The 15679-nt window shown below is 72.2% G+C and carries 8 protein-coding genes and 1 pseudogene; 7 read left to right on the plus strand and 2 right to left on the minus strand.

The annotated features are described in order from the left end of the window. Positions 1-95: 95 nt before the first annotated feature. Positions 96-806: an HAD family hydrolase gene (locus ACH4NX_RS34125; RefSeq protein ID WP_398129801.1), complete on the minus strand. Its 711-nt coding sequence runs from the start codon at positions 804-806 to the stop codon at positions 96-98. A 446-nt stretch (positions 807-1252) separates the two neighbouring features. Here ACH4NX_RS34125 and ACH4NX_RS34130 point away from each other — a divergent pair. From ACH4NX_RS34130 to ACH4NX_RS34155, 6 genes and pseudogenes are all read left to right on the plus strand, one after another. Further along, positions 1253-2240: pseudogene (locus ACH4NX_RS34130) on the plus strand (IS630 family transposase). Between the two features lie 36 nt (positions 2241-2276). Further along, the gene (locus tag ACH4NX_RS34135) at positions 2277-2828 is read left to right on the plus strand and encodes a site-specific integrase (RefSeq protein WP_398129817.1); all 552 of its coding nucleotides are present in this window, start codon (positions 2277-2279) and stop codon (positions 2826-2828) included. Positions 2829-3170: 342 nt separating this feature from the next. Beyond that, the gene (locus ACH4NX_RS34140; protein ID WP_351400058.1) at positions 3171-4526 is read left to right on the plus strand and encodes an alpha/beta fold hydrolase; all 1356 of its coding nucleotides are present in this window, start codon (positions 3171-3173) and stop codon (positions 4524-4526) included. A gap of 44 nt (positions 4527-4570) precedes the next feature. Beyond that, entirely contained in the window at positions 4571-5206 is a 636-nt protein-coding gene (locus ACH4NX_RS34145) for an MBL fold metallo-hydrolase (protein ID WP_351400056.1), read from the plus strand. A gap of 72 nt (positions 5207-5278) precedes the next feature. Next, on the plus strand, positions 5279-6058 hold the full coding sequence (locus ACH4NX_RS34150) for an exodeoxyribonuclease III (protein WP_398129802.1): 780 nt from the start codon (positions 5279-5281) through the stop codon (positions 6056-6058). 69 nt (positions 6059-6127) lie between these two features. Then, on the plus strand, positions 6128-6535 hold the full coding sequence (locus ACH4NX_RS34155; RefSeq protein WP_398129803.1) for a DUF6278 family protein: 408 nt from the start codon (positions 6128-6130) through the stop codon (positions 6533-6535). A gap of 545 nt (positions 6536-7080) precedes the next feature. Here ACH4NX_RS34155 and ACH4NX_RS34160 read toward each other — a convergent pair. Continuing rightward, positions 7081-14454, minus strand: coding sequence for an SDR family NAD(P)-dependent oxidoreductase (locus ACH4NX_RS34160; RefSeq protein WP_398129804.1), 7374 nt, complete (start codon positions 14452-14454; stop codon positions 7081-7083). A gap of 160 nt (positions 14455-14614) precedes the next feature. Here ACH4NX_RS34160 and ACH4NX_RS34165 point away from each other — a divergent pair, with 160 nt between their 5' ends. Further along, positions 14615-15637 carry a 3-oxoacyl-ACP synthase III family protein gene (locus tag ACH4NX_RS34165; protein WP_398129805.1) on the plus strand — a complete coding sequence of 341 codons (1023 nt, stop codon included), beginning with the start codon at positions 14615-14617 and terminating at the stop codon, positions 15635-15637. Positions 15638-15679: the final 42 nt, after the last annotated feature.

Genomic DNA, 15679 nt, shown 5'->3' on the forward strand with positions numbered 1-15679 from the left:
GCGGCGGTGTCATGGGTGCCTTCCGCACCACCAGGGTGTCGCCTTCTGCACCCACCGGGGGTGAGCGCTTGGCGTCGTCGGACCGCGGCCGGCCCTCAAGGCGCTTGTGGCCCCCGCGAGCTGCCGAGCGCGTGGGCCCAGGCCAGCAGTTCGGGAGCGTCCAGTGACGGTAACCACCCGTCGGCCCGGGTGGCGCCGTTGCCCTGCGGCCGGGGACCGACGCCCAGGACCCGCAGGCTTGCCCGGCGGGCCGCTTCCACACCGGTCAGGGAGTCCTCCACCGCCAGCGCCCGGTGCGGGGGGACACCGCAGAGCCGGGCCGCCACGGCGTACACGTCAGGATGCGGCTTGGGGCGCACCCGGTCCCCGGCGTCGGGGACGACGAGGTACTGGAAGTGCCCGAGCAGCCCGGCCCGCTCCAAGCTGCCCTCCACCACCACCCTCGGGCAGTTGCTGGCCACCGCCAGCGGCAGGCGGCCTGAGAGCAGCCGTACGAGCCGGACCGCACCCGGCATCGTCACCGGCTCGTCGGTGACCAGTGCCAGGAAGTGGTCGAGGAGCGCGGCTGTCAGGTTCTCGGCCAGTTCGGGTTTGTGCACGGACCGCGCCATGAGCCGGCCGCAGTCCTCGTAGTGCAGGCCAAGGGCCTGCTCCGCGAACCCGGGCGGTGGCTGAAGACCGTGCTCCCGGAAGGCCCGGCTGCGAGCCTCCTGCCAGTGGCGTTCGCTGTCCATCAGGGTGCCGTCGCAGTCGAAGACAACGGCTTCGGGCGACCAGTCGAGCAGATCGTGGGCCGAGGTGGTCACTTGGGCCTCCCATGCTTTCGCATGTATGTGGCGTTCCCATCTCCGCAGAAAACGGAAAGATAGTTTTCGCTACGTTATTTCCGCCCAGGCGAATCAGGCAATAACCCTTTTCGGTGACTCGATGGGCGCCGGAAACAGACGGGTAGCTGTGCGGCGACCCGCCTCGCGCGGCCGTGGAGGACGTCAACGCCACGCGTCTGCCCGACGGTTGGCACGCACGCTTGACCGTGCAAGGCCCGGAGCGTCGTGCCCCATTACCACTCGCGCGCGTTCGCATTCGAAAGAACTGTGTAATTGCCGTCCGAAAGTGCCCGTTTGGGCTCCGGGCTTACGCTGGCGCACTATTTTGATCCGATACGCTTTGGGTTCATGCTCGTTGTCAGTGCGTGAGTGATCTGGTGGGGGATGCGCGGACCTGGTCGCCGGAGGCGCAGGAGGCTGTGCGGTTGCTGGCGGTGTCCGCGCTGGTGGAGGGCCGGGACCGGGAAGAGGTCGCGGCCCTGTTCAAGGTGTCGGTCAGGGCCGTGGACAACTGGTGGGCGAGGTGGCAGACCGGTGGCCGGAACGCCCTCCTGTCCCGTCCGCGTGGCCGCCGGGTGGGTGAGCATCAGGTCCTGTCCGAGGCCGAGCAGGCCGCCGTCCGGCGGGCCGTCCTCGATCACACCCCTTCCGGCCTGGGGCTTTCCGGTCGGCTGTGGACACGAGGGCTGGTGGGCGAGCTGATCTTCAAGCTGTACCGGGTCCGCTTCACCGACCCGGGGGTGGGCCAAGTACCTCAAACGCTGGGGGCTGACCTTCCAGCGTCCGGACAAGCGGGCGGTCGAGCAGGATCCGGAAGTGGTCCGGATCTGGCACGAGGAGGCCTGGCCGGCGATCCGGGCCAGAGCGAAGGCGGAAAGAGGCGAAGTCCTCTTCGCCGACCAGGTCGGAGTCCGCTCGGACCAGGTCACCGGCCGTACCTGGGGTGAGCAGGGCCGGACGCCGGTCGTCCGCCGCACCGGGAACCGGTTCTCCGTGAACGCGATGTCGGCGATCAGCACGAAGGGCCGGATGCACTTCATGGTCTTCACCGGGACCTTCGACGCGAAGGTCATGTGCCGCTTCCTTGACCGGCTCGCCGGGCACTTCGACCGCAAGGTCCACCTGATCGTCGACCGGCACCCGGCCCACCGCTCGAAGACCGTCCGGACCTGGCTCGCCGACCACGAGGACCAGATCGAGCTGCACTTCCTGCCGGCGTACTCACCCGAGCTGAACCCCGACGAGCTGGTAAACGCCGACCTCAAACGCAGCCCGCCCCACACCCACCGCGCCCGGAACCAGACCGAACTCGCCGCCGAAACCCGCCGGTTCATCCACCGCCGACAACGCCCGCCCCACATCGTGCGCGGATACTTCGGCGGCCAGTACGTCCGCTACGTCCTCGACGAGTGAACTCAATGAGTTTCTGATCAATATGCTCCCCTTCTGCTGTCCCTCATGGGTCTGCGTCCTGCTGAAGTCTGCGGACTTCGATGGGAGGACGTCGACTTGGACAATGCCACGATCACCATAGCCAACACTCGGACGATGATGGGGAATCGATACGTCGTGGAAAAGGACACCAAGTCCATGGCCGGAGAACGTGATCTTCCTTTGCCGGGTCCAGTACTGATGGCCCTCAGAACGTTCAAGGCTCTCCAGGCCAAGGAGAGGCTCGTCCTCGGTGAGGCTTACTCGGACTCCGGATACGTCGTGGTGCACGAGACCGGGGAGGCTTTCACGATCAAGCAACTCCGCAGGCGCGCGTACCGGCTCATGGAGGTCCTTGGCCCGCGCAGAGTACGTCTCTACGACGCTCGTGCCTCCTGCCTCACTTTCCTTGCCAACAACGGCGTGCCGGATCACATCCTCGCCCGGTGGGCCGGGCACACGAACGTGAAGACCACGAAGAAGTGGTACGTGAAGCCAGATGTGGAAGACCTCCGCGAAGCCGCCACTACATGGGACGGCCTGCATGGTGAGGTGGAGGGTCGTGCGTGAGTTCGGCGGCGTTTCTAAGGGTGGTTCTCAGGTGGTGATCGGAGCGGCCCGAAAGGTTTCCCGCTACGTTGTCCCGTCCTTCGGGGCGGCATCACATGCTTTGCTGCAAACTCGGGACAGCCGGCAGCTGTGCTGATGGAGGAAGCAGCGCGACGACGTGAGGACCGAGCGAGAGCGCGGCCAGCAGGTCACGCTGCGTCAGGGGCGCGCGTACACGCTGAGAGGCTCAGCCTCGATCGACGAGGCCGTCGGCAGTGCCCGACGAGTCGAGCCGCGGGTGCATCGAGCCGCCGGCTTCCCCGGGCTGTGTGAGATTTCGTGAGACGTGAGAGGGTCTGGGGCGTGAGTGAGACACCGCCGAACACCCTGCAATACCGCTTTGACGGGCCAGAAGACGCACCTGTCCTGATCCTCGGTCCCTCACTGGGTACCACATGGCACATGTGGGACCGGCAGGTGCCGGAGCTGGCGCAGCACTGGCGGATCTTCCGTTTCGACCTGCCGGGCCACGGAGGCGCCCCCGCCCACCCGGCGGGCTCCGTCGCCGAGATCACCACACGGTTGCTGGCCACACTCGACGGACTCGGCGTGCAGCGCTTCGGCTACGCGGGCTGCGCGTTCGGCGGTGCCGTCGGTGTCGAACTGGCGCTGCGCCATCCCGAACGCCTCGCCTCCCTCGCGCTGATCGCCACCTCACCGCGGTTCGGCACGGCCGACGAGTTCCGCCAGCGTGGGGTGATCGTCCGGACCAACGGGCTCGACCCCATCGCCCGCAGCTCGCCGGAGAGGTGGTTCACCGGAGGGTTCGCCGCCGCCCAGCCCGCGATCACCGAGTGGGCCGTGCAGATGGTGCGCACCACCGACCCCGGCTGCTACATCGCCGCCTGCGAGGCGCTGGCCGCCTTCGACGTGCGCGGCGAACTCGGCCGCGTGGGCGCCCCGACTCTCGTCCTCGTCGGCTCCGACGACCAGGTCACCGGCCCGGCCGAGGCACGCACCCTGGTCGCCGGCATCACCGACGCCCGCCTCGCCGTCGTGCCCGGCGCGTCGCACCTGGTGCCGGTCGAGCAGCCCGCAGCCGTGACCGACCTGCTGGTGCGGCACTTCAGCACCGCCTGGCAGACCGCCCACGACGCCTCCACGGGCCAGATCGCCGTCCCGGCCGTTCCCGTGCCCGCCCACACCGCCGCCCCCATGGCCCCCGCGGTCTCCGCCGCCCCCGCCCAGCCGGCGACGGCCCCGCCGCCGCAGGCCGCGCCGCCCATCGCCGAGATCGCTCCGGCCGTCGTACCGCCGCGGACACCGGCGCAGGGGCGGCCCGACCCGTACGGCGCCGGACTCAAGGTGCGCCGCGAAGTGCTCGGCGACGCGCACGTCGACCAGGCGCTGGCGCGGGCGGACGAGTTCTCCGGGGACTTCCAGGAGCTCCTCACCCGGTACGCGTGGGGCGAGGTCTGGGACCGGCCGGGCCTGGACCGGCGCACCCGCAGCTGCGTCACCCTCACCGCCCTCGTCGCCGGCGGCCACCTGGACGAACTCGCGCCCCACCTCCGGGCCGCCCTGCGCAACGGCCTCACCCCGGACGAGATCAAGGAAGTACTGCTGCAGGCGGCCGTCTACTGCGGCGTACCGGCCGCGAGCGGCGCCTTCCGGGTGGCGCAGCAGGTCATCCGCGAGGAGACCACGCCGCCGGAGTGAGTCCCGCCGAGCCGGGAGCCGGTGTGCGGCGGCAGGATGGAGTCATGAAGCTCACCAAGAAGTCGCACGCCTGCGTCCGCCTCGAAAAGGACGGGCAGACGCTCGTCCTGGACCCCGGCGGATTCAGCGAGGAGGACGCCGCCCTCGGCGCGGACGTCATCCTCGTCACCCACGAGCACCCCGACCACTTCGACGAGCTGCGGCTGCGTGCCGCGATGGAGAGCAACCCGGCCGCCGGGATCTGGACGCTGGAATCCGTCGCGGACAAGATCTCGGCGGCGTTCCCCGGCCGCGTGCACACGGTCGGCCACGGTGACACCTTCACCGCCGCCGGATTCGACGTGCAGGTGCACGGCGAGCTGCACGCGGTGATCCACCCGGACCTCCCGCGCGTCACCAACGTCGGCTTCCTCGTCGACGGCGGCAAGGTCTTCCACCCCGGCGACGCCCTCACCGTCCCCGACCGTCCCGTCGAGACACTGATGCTCCCCGTCATGGCGCCGTGGAACAAGATCTCCGAGGTCATCGACTACGTCCGCGAGGTGAAGCCACAGCGCGCCTACGACATCCACGACGCCCTCCTCGCCGACCTCGCCCGCCCGATCTACGACGGCCAGATCGGACAACTGGGCGGCTCGGAGCACCTGCGCCTGAGCCCCGGGGACTCCGCCCGGGTGTGAGGCGCGACCCGTCGCGACGGCGGGACGGGGACCCGGGCCGGGTTGTCAGTGCCGCCGGGTAGGTTGTGGGACATGCGCATCGCGACCTGGAACGTGAACTCGATCACCGCCCGCCTGCCGAGGCTGCTCGCCTGGCTGGAGAGCAGCGGCACCGACGTGCTCTGCCTCCAGGAGGCCAAGGTCGCCGAGGAGCAGTTCCCCTTCGACGAGCTGCGCGAGAAGGGCTACGAGGCGGCGGTGCACGCCACCGGCCGGTGGAACGGCGTGGCGGTGCTCTCCCGCGTGGGCCTCGAGGACGTGGTCAAGGGCCTGCCCGGCGACCCGGGATACGACGGCGTCCAGGAGCCCCGGGCGATCTCCGCCACCTGCGGCCCGGTCCGCGTCTGGTCGGTGTACGTGCCCAACGGCCGCGAGGTCGAGCACCCTCACTACGCCTACAAGCTCCAGTGGTTCGAGGCGCTGCGCGCGGCCGTCGAGGGCGACGCGACCGGCAGCCGCCCCTTCGCGGTGCTGGGCGACTACAACGTCGCCCCGACGGACGACGACGTCTACGACCGCGCAGCCTTCGACGACTCCACCCACGTCACCCCCGCCGAGCGTGCCGCCCTCGCCTCCCTGCGCGGCGCCGGACTGTCCGACGTGGTCCCGCGCCCGCTGAAGTACGACCACCCCTACACCTACTGGGACTACCGCCAGCTCTGCTTCCCCAAGAACCGCGGCATGCGCATCGACCTGGTGTACGGCAACGAGCCCTTCGCCAAGGCGGTCACCGACTCCTACGTCGACCGCGAGGAGCGCAAGGGCAAGGGTGCCTCGGACCACGCGCCGGTCGTCGTCGACCTGGACGTGTAGGCACCCCGGCTCCCGGCTCCCCCGCGTGCCCTGTGGTGCACATGGCGGTATGAATGACAGTCTGTAGGTATGAACTTCCCCTTCCTGGGCAGGCGGCGCGAGGACACCCGGGCTCACGACGCCGAAGGCATCGGTGACCTGCTCGCCGACTGCGACCTGCTGCGCTCGCAGGCCGTGCGGGAGGGTGTCCGGCTCGACGACTCCGAGCTCTCGCTGGAGCAGCTCGACCAGATGCTGCCGCGCTGGCGGAGCGACGAGGAGATCCTTGCCTGGCTCGGCAACGACGCCGGTCTGTACCTCGGCACCGTGATCGTGCGCACCGTGCCCGGTGCCGCCTGGTCCATCCGGTCCGACGGGCAGCCCGTCGTCCGCCTGGCCTCCGGCCGGGAGTTCGACGTGGTGGCGTCCGGCCACGCGTGGGCGGAGGACGGCGTGCCCGAGCTCTCGCAGCTGTACGGCGAAGTCGCGGAGGCGTGAACCCCGGCCCCGCGAACGCCGTAAATAGGGCTAATGCCCGAAAGGTGCGTGTCGTAGGTGTGCCTGCCGCTTGTGTCGATACGTTGCGGTGGTCAGGACGGACGCACGCGACCGTACAGGGGCATACGCGGGGTGCAGCCGGAGATCACTGCTCGCGCCGCGCGGCGGATCGGACGCCACGACGGGCCGTCCGCGGGTGAGGAGAAGGTCAGCTGCGCACCGGGCTCGGGCCCGGTGGGAGTCGCGGGGTGTGGGCGCCGGTGCCGGCAGGGGGCTCGTCGCCGCCCGGGTCACGTCCCCGACGAGCTCGACGACGTCCGGGCCGTACGCCTGCGAGTCGATCACCTTCAGCAGCAGCACGAAGGAGTCGCTGCCGTGCTCGCGGCCCGCTGAGGATCCGCACCCGGGCAGCATGGCCGCCGGGTGGCGCCCGTGTGCCGGCTCGGACGGGTTCCCGGCGCCACGGCAGCAGGTCGCAGGCCGGCCCTCCCGGCCGCTCCGGCCCGCTGTACCGGGACTTCGGCACAGCGGGCGTTCATGTCGGTCTACTCCTGCTCGGCGGGGTCCAGGCCCAGCCGCTGATGGATCAGCTGCGCGAAGTGGGCCAGGGTGCGGCCGGTTGCCAGGTCGGCCGGGGCCAGCCGGATGTCGAAGAGATCCCTTGCCTGGACCAGGAACTGCATGCCGAGCAGCGAGTCCAGTCCGAAGTCGGTGACACTGCGCGTGGGGTCCATGTCGGCCGGATCAGTCTGCAGGACACCCGCGAGAAGCTGGGCGAGCGTCTCGACGATCCTGTGCCGTGCCTCGTCCGACGGAAGCCCGGCCAGCGTCCGGAGCAGGTCCTTGCGGGCGTCCGGGGAGGCGACGGAGCCCCACGAGGCCAAGCGGGCGAAGCGGGGCGTGGCCAGGGCCGGCAGCAGGTGGCGGGCGGCCCCCCAGCGGTAGCGGCCCGCTCCGGCGACGTCGGTACCGGTGGCCAGCAGACGGCCGGCGATGGTCAGGGTCTCGGCGGGAGTGAGGAGTTCGAGGCCGCGCTCGGTCATGGCGGCTTCCATACCGCTGCGGGCGACATAGCCGGTCTCACCGATCGGGCCCCAGGCCAGTGCCGTGCCCGGTTTACCGGCGTTTCGCCGGGCCCGGGCGAGCGCCTCCAGGTAGGCGTTGGCCGCCGCGTAGGCGGCCTGGCCGGGGTTGCCGATGGTGGCGGAGACGGAGGAGTAGGCGAGGAACAGGTCCAGACCGCGGTCGGCGGTGAGACGGTCCAGCAGAGTGGCGCCCGCCGCCTTGGGCGCCAGTACGGCGGCGAATCGCTCGTCGGTGACGTCGGACAGCACCGCGTCGTCCATGTGCATCGCCGCGTGCACGATGCCGCACAAGCGGTGCCCGGTGGCGTCCACGGCGTCGATGACCTGGCTCAGCGCGGCTTCGTCGGTGACGTCGGCGGCATGGGCGGTGGCGTGGACGCCGCGGTCGGCGAGTTCCTGGAGGAGGGCCGGTGCCTCGGGGGCGTCGGGTCCGCGGCGGGAGAGGAGGGCCAGGTGCCGGACTCCGTGGTCGGCCAGCCGACGGGCGGTGGCGGCGCCGAGGCCGCTCAGTCCTCCGGTGATCAGGTAGGTGCCGTCCCCGTCGAGCCGGACGGTGCCGGGGGCGGGCTCCACGGGGACGGGTTCGTCCAGCGGGTCGAAGGTGATGACGACCTTTCCGGTGTGCCGGGAGTGCTGCAGGAGGTGGAAGGCCTCGTCGGCCCGGGCGGCCGGATGGACCGTGTGGGGCAGGGGACGGTAGGCGTCGGAGGCGACCAGTTCGCCGAAGTCCGCCAGGAGACGGGAGCGCAGGGCGGGGGAGTCGACGACGGCGTCGAGGTTGAAGCCGATGAAGGTGAGACTGCGGTCGAAGGGGCGCAGCGGAATCGGGTTGTTGAGGAAGATGTCCCGCTTGCCGAGTTCGACGAAGCGGCCGTTGGGGCGCAGGAGGTCGAGGCCCTGCGCGATGGCCTCGCCGCTGAGGGAGTTCACCACGACGTCCACGCCCCGGCCGCCGGTCAGCTCCCGTACCCGGGGGACGAAGTCCAGGCTGCGGGAGTCGAGCACGTGCTCGGCGCCGAGCGTGCGCAGCAGGTCCCGCTTGGTCTCCGTGCCGGCGGTGGCGATGACGCGGGCGCCCTGCCGACGGGCGCACTGGAGGACGGCCAGGCCGACCGCTCCGGCTCCGCCGTGGACGAGCACGGTCTCCCCGGCGGAGAGCCGAGCCTGATGGACCAGGGTGTGGTGGACGGTCAGGAAGGCGACGGGGAAGGTCGCGGCCTCCGCGAAGCCCATCCCGTCGGGAACACGGACGACCGCGGCGGCGGGAGTCGTCGTGTGGGAGGCGAGGGCGGCGGGCATGAGGCCGAAGACCCGGTCGCCGGGCTTCAGGTCCTCCACCCCGGGCCCCACGGCCTGTACGACGCCGGCTCCGTCGGTGCCCAGCCCGCGACCGAGGGGGCTGTTCTCGACCGCTTCGGGCGGTAGCAGACCGTTGGCTCGCATGGGGTCGCGGTAGTTCAGGGCCACCGCCCGCATCTCGACGGCCACTTCGCCCGGCCCGGGCTCGGGAAGCTCTGTCTGACGCCAGACCAGCCGCCGGTGCAGGCCCGGGTCACGGGCCTCCAGGATGAACGGCGTGCGGGCGGGTGCGGCCGGGGACTCGGCAGCCGGGTGCTGGACCTGCCGGGGCACGAACCGGCCCTGCGCGGTCAGGACGATCTCGTCCTCCTGGCCGCTGCGGTCGTCACCGCCGGGAGCGAGGAACTCTCCGGCCAGGCGGCGGGCGTCGGTGTCCGCGTCACCGGTGCGGTGGCACGACAGACGCCTCACGCACAGGTCGGGACGCTCGTTGGCGAGGGTGCGGCAGGCCGCCCAGACGGCCGCGTCGACCGGGTGGGAAGGCTGCTCCGGGGCCGGGAGGAGACCGGTCGGACGCGTGACGAGCCATACCTGTGGACTCGTGCCCCCCTTGAGGCCGTCGCAGGCGGCGGCCAGGGCGCGCAGGAGGGCCGCGCGGCGGGTGGTTCGCGTGACGGCCTCGTGCGGCCCGGCTTCGGCGAGCAGCAGGACGACGTGCGGATCGGAGTCCTCCGGCAGGGCCCCGCTCCAGACGGCGGCATCGTCACCGGCGGTGATCACGGTGGCCTTCCCGAGGCGGGCGGCCAGGGCCCGTGCGGTCGCCGTCTCCGTGTCGTCCTCGACGGCGATCACCCAGGGGGCGGCGGGCGCCGCTCGCGGTGCTTCGTGGCCCGCGGCGTGGTGGTGGTCGGCCGCGGCGAGGAGGACGGAACGGTCCTCGGGCCCGGTCTGCGCCACACCGGAGAAACCGCACTGTCGAAGCAACGGTGCCCACCGGTCGCGGGGCAGGACACGGCAGGTGGGGCGCAGGTCGTGGTCGCCGCGCTCCCAGAAGTCGTCCAGGGCCCCGGACCGCAGGGCCTGGAACCGGGAGCGGTGCGGTTCGACGGCCAGCAGATGTCCGCCGGGGGCCAGCACGGCGTGCAGCCGGCGCAGGGTCATGGCCAGATCGGTGGTGGCGTGCAGCGCGTCGCCCGCGAGGACGAGGTCGAAGCCACCCCGGGGCATGCCCTGGTCCACCAGGCCGGTGTCCGGGTCCAGGGCGCGGTAGTCGACGAAGTCATGGGCGGCGAAGCGGTGTTCGGCGCGGGTGAGCCCGCTGCCGGTGGGGGCGGTGCAGGTGTACCGGGTCCGGTCGGCCGGGAGTACGGGCAGTGCCGCGGCCGTCAGAGCGGTGGTGGTCGCCCCGATCTCCAGGACGCGCAGCGGGCGGTCGGCGGGCCAGCGGGCGACGATGTCGGCGAGCAGTGCCTGCGCGGCACGGTGGGCGAAGCGGTGGGCCGGTCCGGTTTCGCCGAGCTGCTCGTACGCGCTGTCCCCGGCGGGCAGGAGGTCGCGCGCGTCGGCCAGTCCCCGCACCACGTCGGGCAGACGGCGCAGGTGGCGGTTGAGGAGCAGTGTCTCGGCGCCGAACGCGGGATGGTCCTCCACGAGGCCGCGCAGCAGTTCCTCGGACCCGGTCTCGACGCCGGTGAGCTGCCAGGTCTCCCCGGCCGGCTGGACGAGCCCGTGTTCGGCCAGCAGGGGCAGCATCAGCCGGGCCAGCCGCCGGTGCCGGGGCTGCATGCCCCCGGCCACCAGATCGGCCGTCGAGAAGGGGACGGCGGGGTCGGCCAGGAGACCGCTCAGCGTCTCGGCCCAGCAGTGGGCGCCGGCCCGTTCGGCGGCGGACACGAACCTGTCGTGGCCGCTGTCGCGCAGTGCGGCGCGGGCGGCACTGACGCGCGGCTCGGCCACGCGTGCCACCTCGGCGGGCGTGGGAAGCGGAGACGGCGCGGCGGGCGTGTCCGGGTGCGGCGCCGCCCGCATAACGGTGCGCTGGACGGTCAGCGGGGTGTGCTCGGTCAGGTGTCCGCGGCGGGTGCGGCAGCCGTCGATCTCGGCGGTGACGGTGCCGTCCGCGTCGGCGTAGGTGATGTCCCAGCAGATCTCGTTGACGCTGCGGCTGCGCCGGCGCAGATGCACGACACCGGTGGGCGAGGGGGTGCGCCACACGCGTACGGACCCGAACACGGTCGGCAGGAAGGCGGCGGAGTCCGCCTCCGGCCCGGCGAGCGCCACGGTGGCCTGGAGCGGCGCGTCGAGCAGGACCGGATGGGCGGTGTAGGCGTCGGCGGCGTGCGGCAGCCGGTAGGAGACGAGTGCCTCTTCGTCGCCGGCGTCGACGCGGTCGATGAGCTGGAAGGCCGGCCCGCAGTTCAGGCCGATGTCGTGGCACGCCCGGTAGAAGTCCGGGCCGTCGATGCCCCGGTGGCAGCGGGCCCGGAGTGCGCCGACGTCGAGCGGGGGCGGTGCCGTGCCGAGCAGGGTGCGGACCTGGGCGCGCACGACGGGCCGGCACTCCCCGCCGTGTTCCTCGCGGACGCTGACGGTCAGGTAGCCGTCGTCCGGGGTGACCGCGGTCTGCAGGGCGACCGGAGTCGGATCCGGCCACGGCACGGACAGCGGACGGCCGATCTCCAGATGCCGCACCTCGACCGGGCGGTCCAGCGCCCGCCGGCCGGCGCTCAACGCGATCTCCACGTAGGCGGCCGCCGGCATGAGCACGTCGTCGCCGATCCGGTGGTCGCCCAGCCAGGGCACCAGCTGCGGCTCGACGGCGCCGTGCCACACGGGGTGCGGGGCGGGCATCCGTTCGCCCACCAGGGGATGGTCCAGCATGCCGCTGCCGGTGGCCCTGATGACCAGGTCCTGCGGGGAGCCGTGCCAGTACCGTTCGTGCTGCCACGCGTAGGCGGGCAGGTCGACCACACGGCCCGGGCGGGGGAAGTGCCGTCGCCAGTCGGTCCCGGCGTCGGCGGCGAGCACGGCGGCGACGGCCGCCGCGGTCTCGCGTACGCCGTCCCCGTCACGGTGCAGGGTGGCCACGCAGGTGGCGCCGGTGCGGCGCAGATAGGAGCGCAGCACCGGGTGCGGGCCGATCTCCACCAGGACGTCGGCGTGCTCGGCGGTGAGGTGGGCGGCGGCCTCGGCGAACCGGACGGGTTCGCGGACGTTGCGCCACCAGTAGCCGGCGTCGAGTTCCGGTCCGCTCAGCGGGGTGCCGGTGACGGTGGAGACGAAGGGAATCCGGGCCGGGGCGGGGGCGAGCCCGTCCAGTGCGTCGAGCAGCGGCTCCCTGATGGGGTCCATGGCACGGCTGTGGAAGGCGTAGTCCAGGTCCAGCTCGCGGAAGAAGACGTCGCGACTGTGCAACTCCGTGCCCCAGGATGCCAGTTCGTCGGCGTCACCGGCGACGGTCACGTCGCGCTCGCTGTTGATTCCCGCGATCTCCAGGGTGCCGCCGTGGCGCAGGAGTTCCTCCCGGGCCCGTTCCTCCGGCAGGCCCACGGCGGCCATGCGGCCCCGGCCCGCCGTGAGCCCCTGGGTACGGCTGCGTTCGGCGATCACCAGGGCCGCCTGGTCCAGGGTCAGGACGCCGGCGGCGTGGGCGGCGGCGACCTCTCCGACGCTGTGGCCGGCCACCGCCCGCGGACGCACGCCGTGCGAGGCCAGCAGTGCGGTCAGGCCCACCTGGACGGCGAACAGGAGCGGTTGGGCGATCTCCGTGCGCTGCCAGGTCCGGGGGGAGGGGCGGGCCAGTTCCTTCGCCACCGACCAGCCCAGGTGGCGTGCCAGGGCCGCGTCGGCCTCTTCGACGGCCCCCCGGAAGGCCGGTTCGCGCTCCAGGAGGTCCGCGGCCATGCCCGGCCACTGGGAGGCGTTGCCGGAGTACACGAACGCGGTGCCGTCCCGCTCGCTCGTGCGCACGAGCGCCCCGCGGGCGGGCTCGGCGGCCACCAGCCGGTCCAGCTCCCCGGCGGCGTCCCGCGGGTCGGCGGCCAGCACGGCGGCGCGGTACGGGTGCGCGGTGCGCCGCACGGTGCTGGTGTGCGCCAGGTCGTAGAACTCATCGGGGCGGGTCTGCCGCAGCCGCTCCGCCATGCGGGCGGCCATCTGCTTCAGTGCCTTGGGGGACCGGGCGGAGACGACCAGCGGCAGTGGACGCCCGTCCGGCGCGGGCCGCGGTCCGCTCTGCCGGGCGGCGGGCGGCAGGGTGACGACGGCGTGGGCGTTGGCTCCGCCGAAACCGAAGGAGGACACGCCCACGGCGGACCGTTCCCCCAACGTCAGGGGGACGGGTTCGACGGCGGGGGCCAGTCCGAGGCCGTCGAAGTCGATCGCGGGGTTGAGGGGAAGGGCGTGCAGGGACGCGGGCACCGTGTGATGACGCAGCACCAGAATCGCCTTGAGCAGCCCCGCCATCCCGGAGGCGGGCTCCAGATGACCGAGGTTCGTCTTCACCGAGCCGATCGGCAGCGGACCACCGCGGCGGCGACGGCCCAGCGCCCTGCCGATGGCCTCGGCCTCCGCCGGGTCCCCGACCTGGGTGCCGGTGCCGTGGGCCTCGGCGTACACCAGGTCGTCCGCGTCGATCCCGGCCTCCGCGTAGACCGCGTGCAGCAGCGCCTCCTGCGTCTCGGCGCTGGGCACGACCATGCCGGTGCTGCGGCCGTCGGTGTTGTTGCCGGTGGCGGCGAGCACGGCGTGGACGCGGTCCTGGTCGGCCACCGCGTCACTGAGGCGTTTGAGGACGAGCACCGCGCCGCCCTCCGCGCGGACGAAACCGTCGGCGTCGGCGGAGAACGCCGCACAGCGTCCGCGCCGGGACAGCATGCCCGCGTACGAGAACCCGGCGAAGGGGTAGGGGGTGGACAGCACGTTGACGGCGCCGGCCAGGGCGACCCGGCAGGCGCCCTCCCGCAGGGTGCGGCAGGCCCGGTCCACGGCGACCAGGGCGGAGGAACAGGCCGTGTCCACGGCCATGCTCGGCCCGCGCAGGTCGAAGGCGTACGACAGCCGGTTCGCCGTGATGGACAGCGTGGCGCCGGGCATGGTGTGCGGACTCGTGTGGTCCTGCATCATCGAGAGGGTCACCCCGTATCCGGGGTCGGAGACGCCCACGTACACGCAGGTGTCCGAGCCGGCCAGGGACTCGGCGGGCAGGGCTGCGTCGTCCAGGGCCTCGGCGGCCATCTCCAGCAGCAGCCGCTGCTGCGGGTCGATGTGCCGGGCCTCCGCGGGCGACATGCCGAAGTAGGCGGCGTCGAACGAGGCGACGTCCGTGAGGAACCCGCCGGCGGCGGTGTAACTGCGGCCGGGACGCACGGCTCCCGGGTCGACCGTTCTGTCCCGGGGGAACCGGTCGGCGGGCATCTCGCCGACCACGTCCCGCCCGTCGCGCAGTACGGACCACAGTCCGTCCAGATCCGTGATCCCTCCGGGAAGCCGGCAGCCGACCCCCACCACCGCCACGGCCCGCTCGAGCTGATGCATGCCAAGTCCCCGCAATCTCACGCCGATTGCAGGCAATTGGTAGTCGAGCGAACAGAAGCGGGGTGCGAGAAAGCCGGTGCTAACCACTCGTTGTAGTGAAGATAGCCGTACAAAGGGCTTTTCGGTCCGGCGACATGAAGGGTGCGGCTACGGTGACGCGGTGCCCGAAGCCTTCCGTGCCCGTATCGCCGCCGTCTCCGTTCATCTGCCCTCCCGCTACCGGACCATGGACGAAATCCGCACGAAGATCGCCGGGACCGGCGGGTACGCGCCACCGCCCGGTTTGCTGGAGGACCTCACCGGGGTCCGCGGAGTCCATGTGCACGAGGACGGCGAGAACGCCTCCGACCTCGCCGTGGCAGCCGCGCGCAAGGCGCTCGCCGAGACGGAACTGGAGATCGGCGACGTCGATCTGCTGCTGTTCGCCTCGACCGCGCTGGACCTGATCGAACCCGCCACGTCCCACCTCGTGGCCGCGAAACTGGGCGCGTCCTGCCCGGTGTTCGACGTCAAGAACGCCTGCAACAGCGTCCTCAACGCCATGGAGGTGGCCACCTCGTTCATCGAGTCCGGCCGCTACCGCACGGTCCTCATCGCCTGCGGCGAACCCGCGACCCTGGCCACCCGCTGGCACGCACCCGACCGCCAGGCCCTCCTGAGGGCCCTGCCCGGCTACACGGCATCGGACGCCGGCGCGGCGATGCTGCTCACCGCCGGCCCCGCGGGCGAACACGACCCCGGTGTCCTGGCCCTGCGGTTCGTCAGCAACTCCGACGCGTGGGAGGCCTGCACCGTGGCCGGCGGGGGAAGCATGCACCACCTCTCCGTGCACGACGACCACACCACACTGCGCCTGAACGGGGACCTGCGCCAGGGCGCGCTCGACGCGCTTCCCCGGATCCTGGCCACCGCCGGGAGGGAGCTCGAGGCGGTCTCCAGCAGTGCCTTCGTCGCCTTCCACCAGATCGCCATGCCCCAGTACCGCGAGATGCTCGACCTGCTCTCCCTGCCCGAGGACCGGTGCATGCCCGCGGTGGCCGAGCACGGGAACTGCGCGGCGGCCTCCCTCCCGCTGCAGCTCGTCAAGGCGCGGGAGACCGACCGCATCGAGAGCGGGGACCTGGTGACGATGATCGGCCTGGCCAGCGGCTTCAGCTTCGGCCTGGCTCTCGTCCGATGGTGAGCGCACGAGCAGCCCGCTTCCCGGACCCGGTTTCGCAAGCCG

The organism is Streptomyces sp. NPDC017225 (assembly GCF_044331465.1).
Classification (GTDB): domain Bacteria; phylum Actinomycetota; class Actinomycetes; order Streptomycetales; family Streptomycetaceae; genus Streptomyces.

What these genes read in the sequence shown, in the direction of transcription:
- ACH4NX_RS34155 (WP_398129803.1), top strand. Translation starts at nt 6,128, where the DNA reads ATGAACTTCCCCTTCCTGGGCAGGCGGCGCGAGGACACCCGGGCTCAC.
- ACH4NX_RS34145 (WP_351400056.1), top strand. Translation starts at nt 4,571, where the DNA reads ATGAAGCTCACCAAGAAGTCGCACGCCTGCGTCCGCCTCGAAAAGGAC.
- ACH4NX_RS34160 (WP_398129804.1), bottom strand. Translation starts at nt 14,454, where the DNA reads ATGCATCAGCTCGAGCGGGCCGTGGCGGTGGTGGGGGTCGGCTGCCGG.
- ACH4NX_RS34150 (WP_398129802.1), top strand. Translation starts at nt 5,279, where the DNA reads ATGCGCATCGCGACCTGGAACGTGAACTCGATCACCGCCCGCCTGCCG.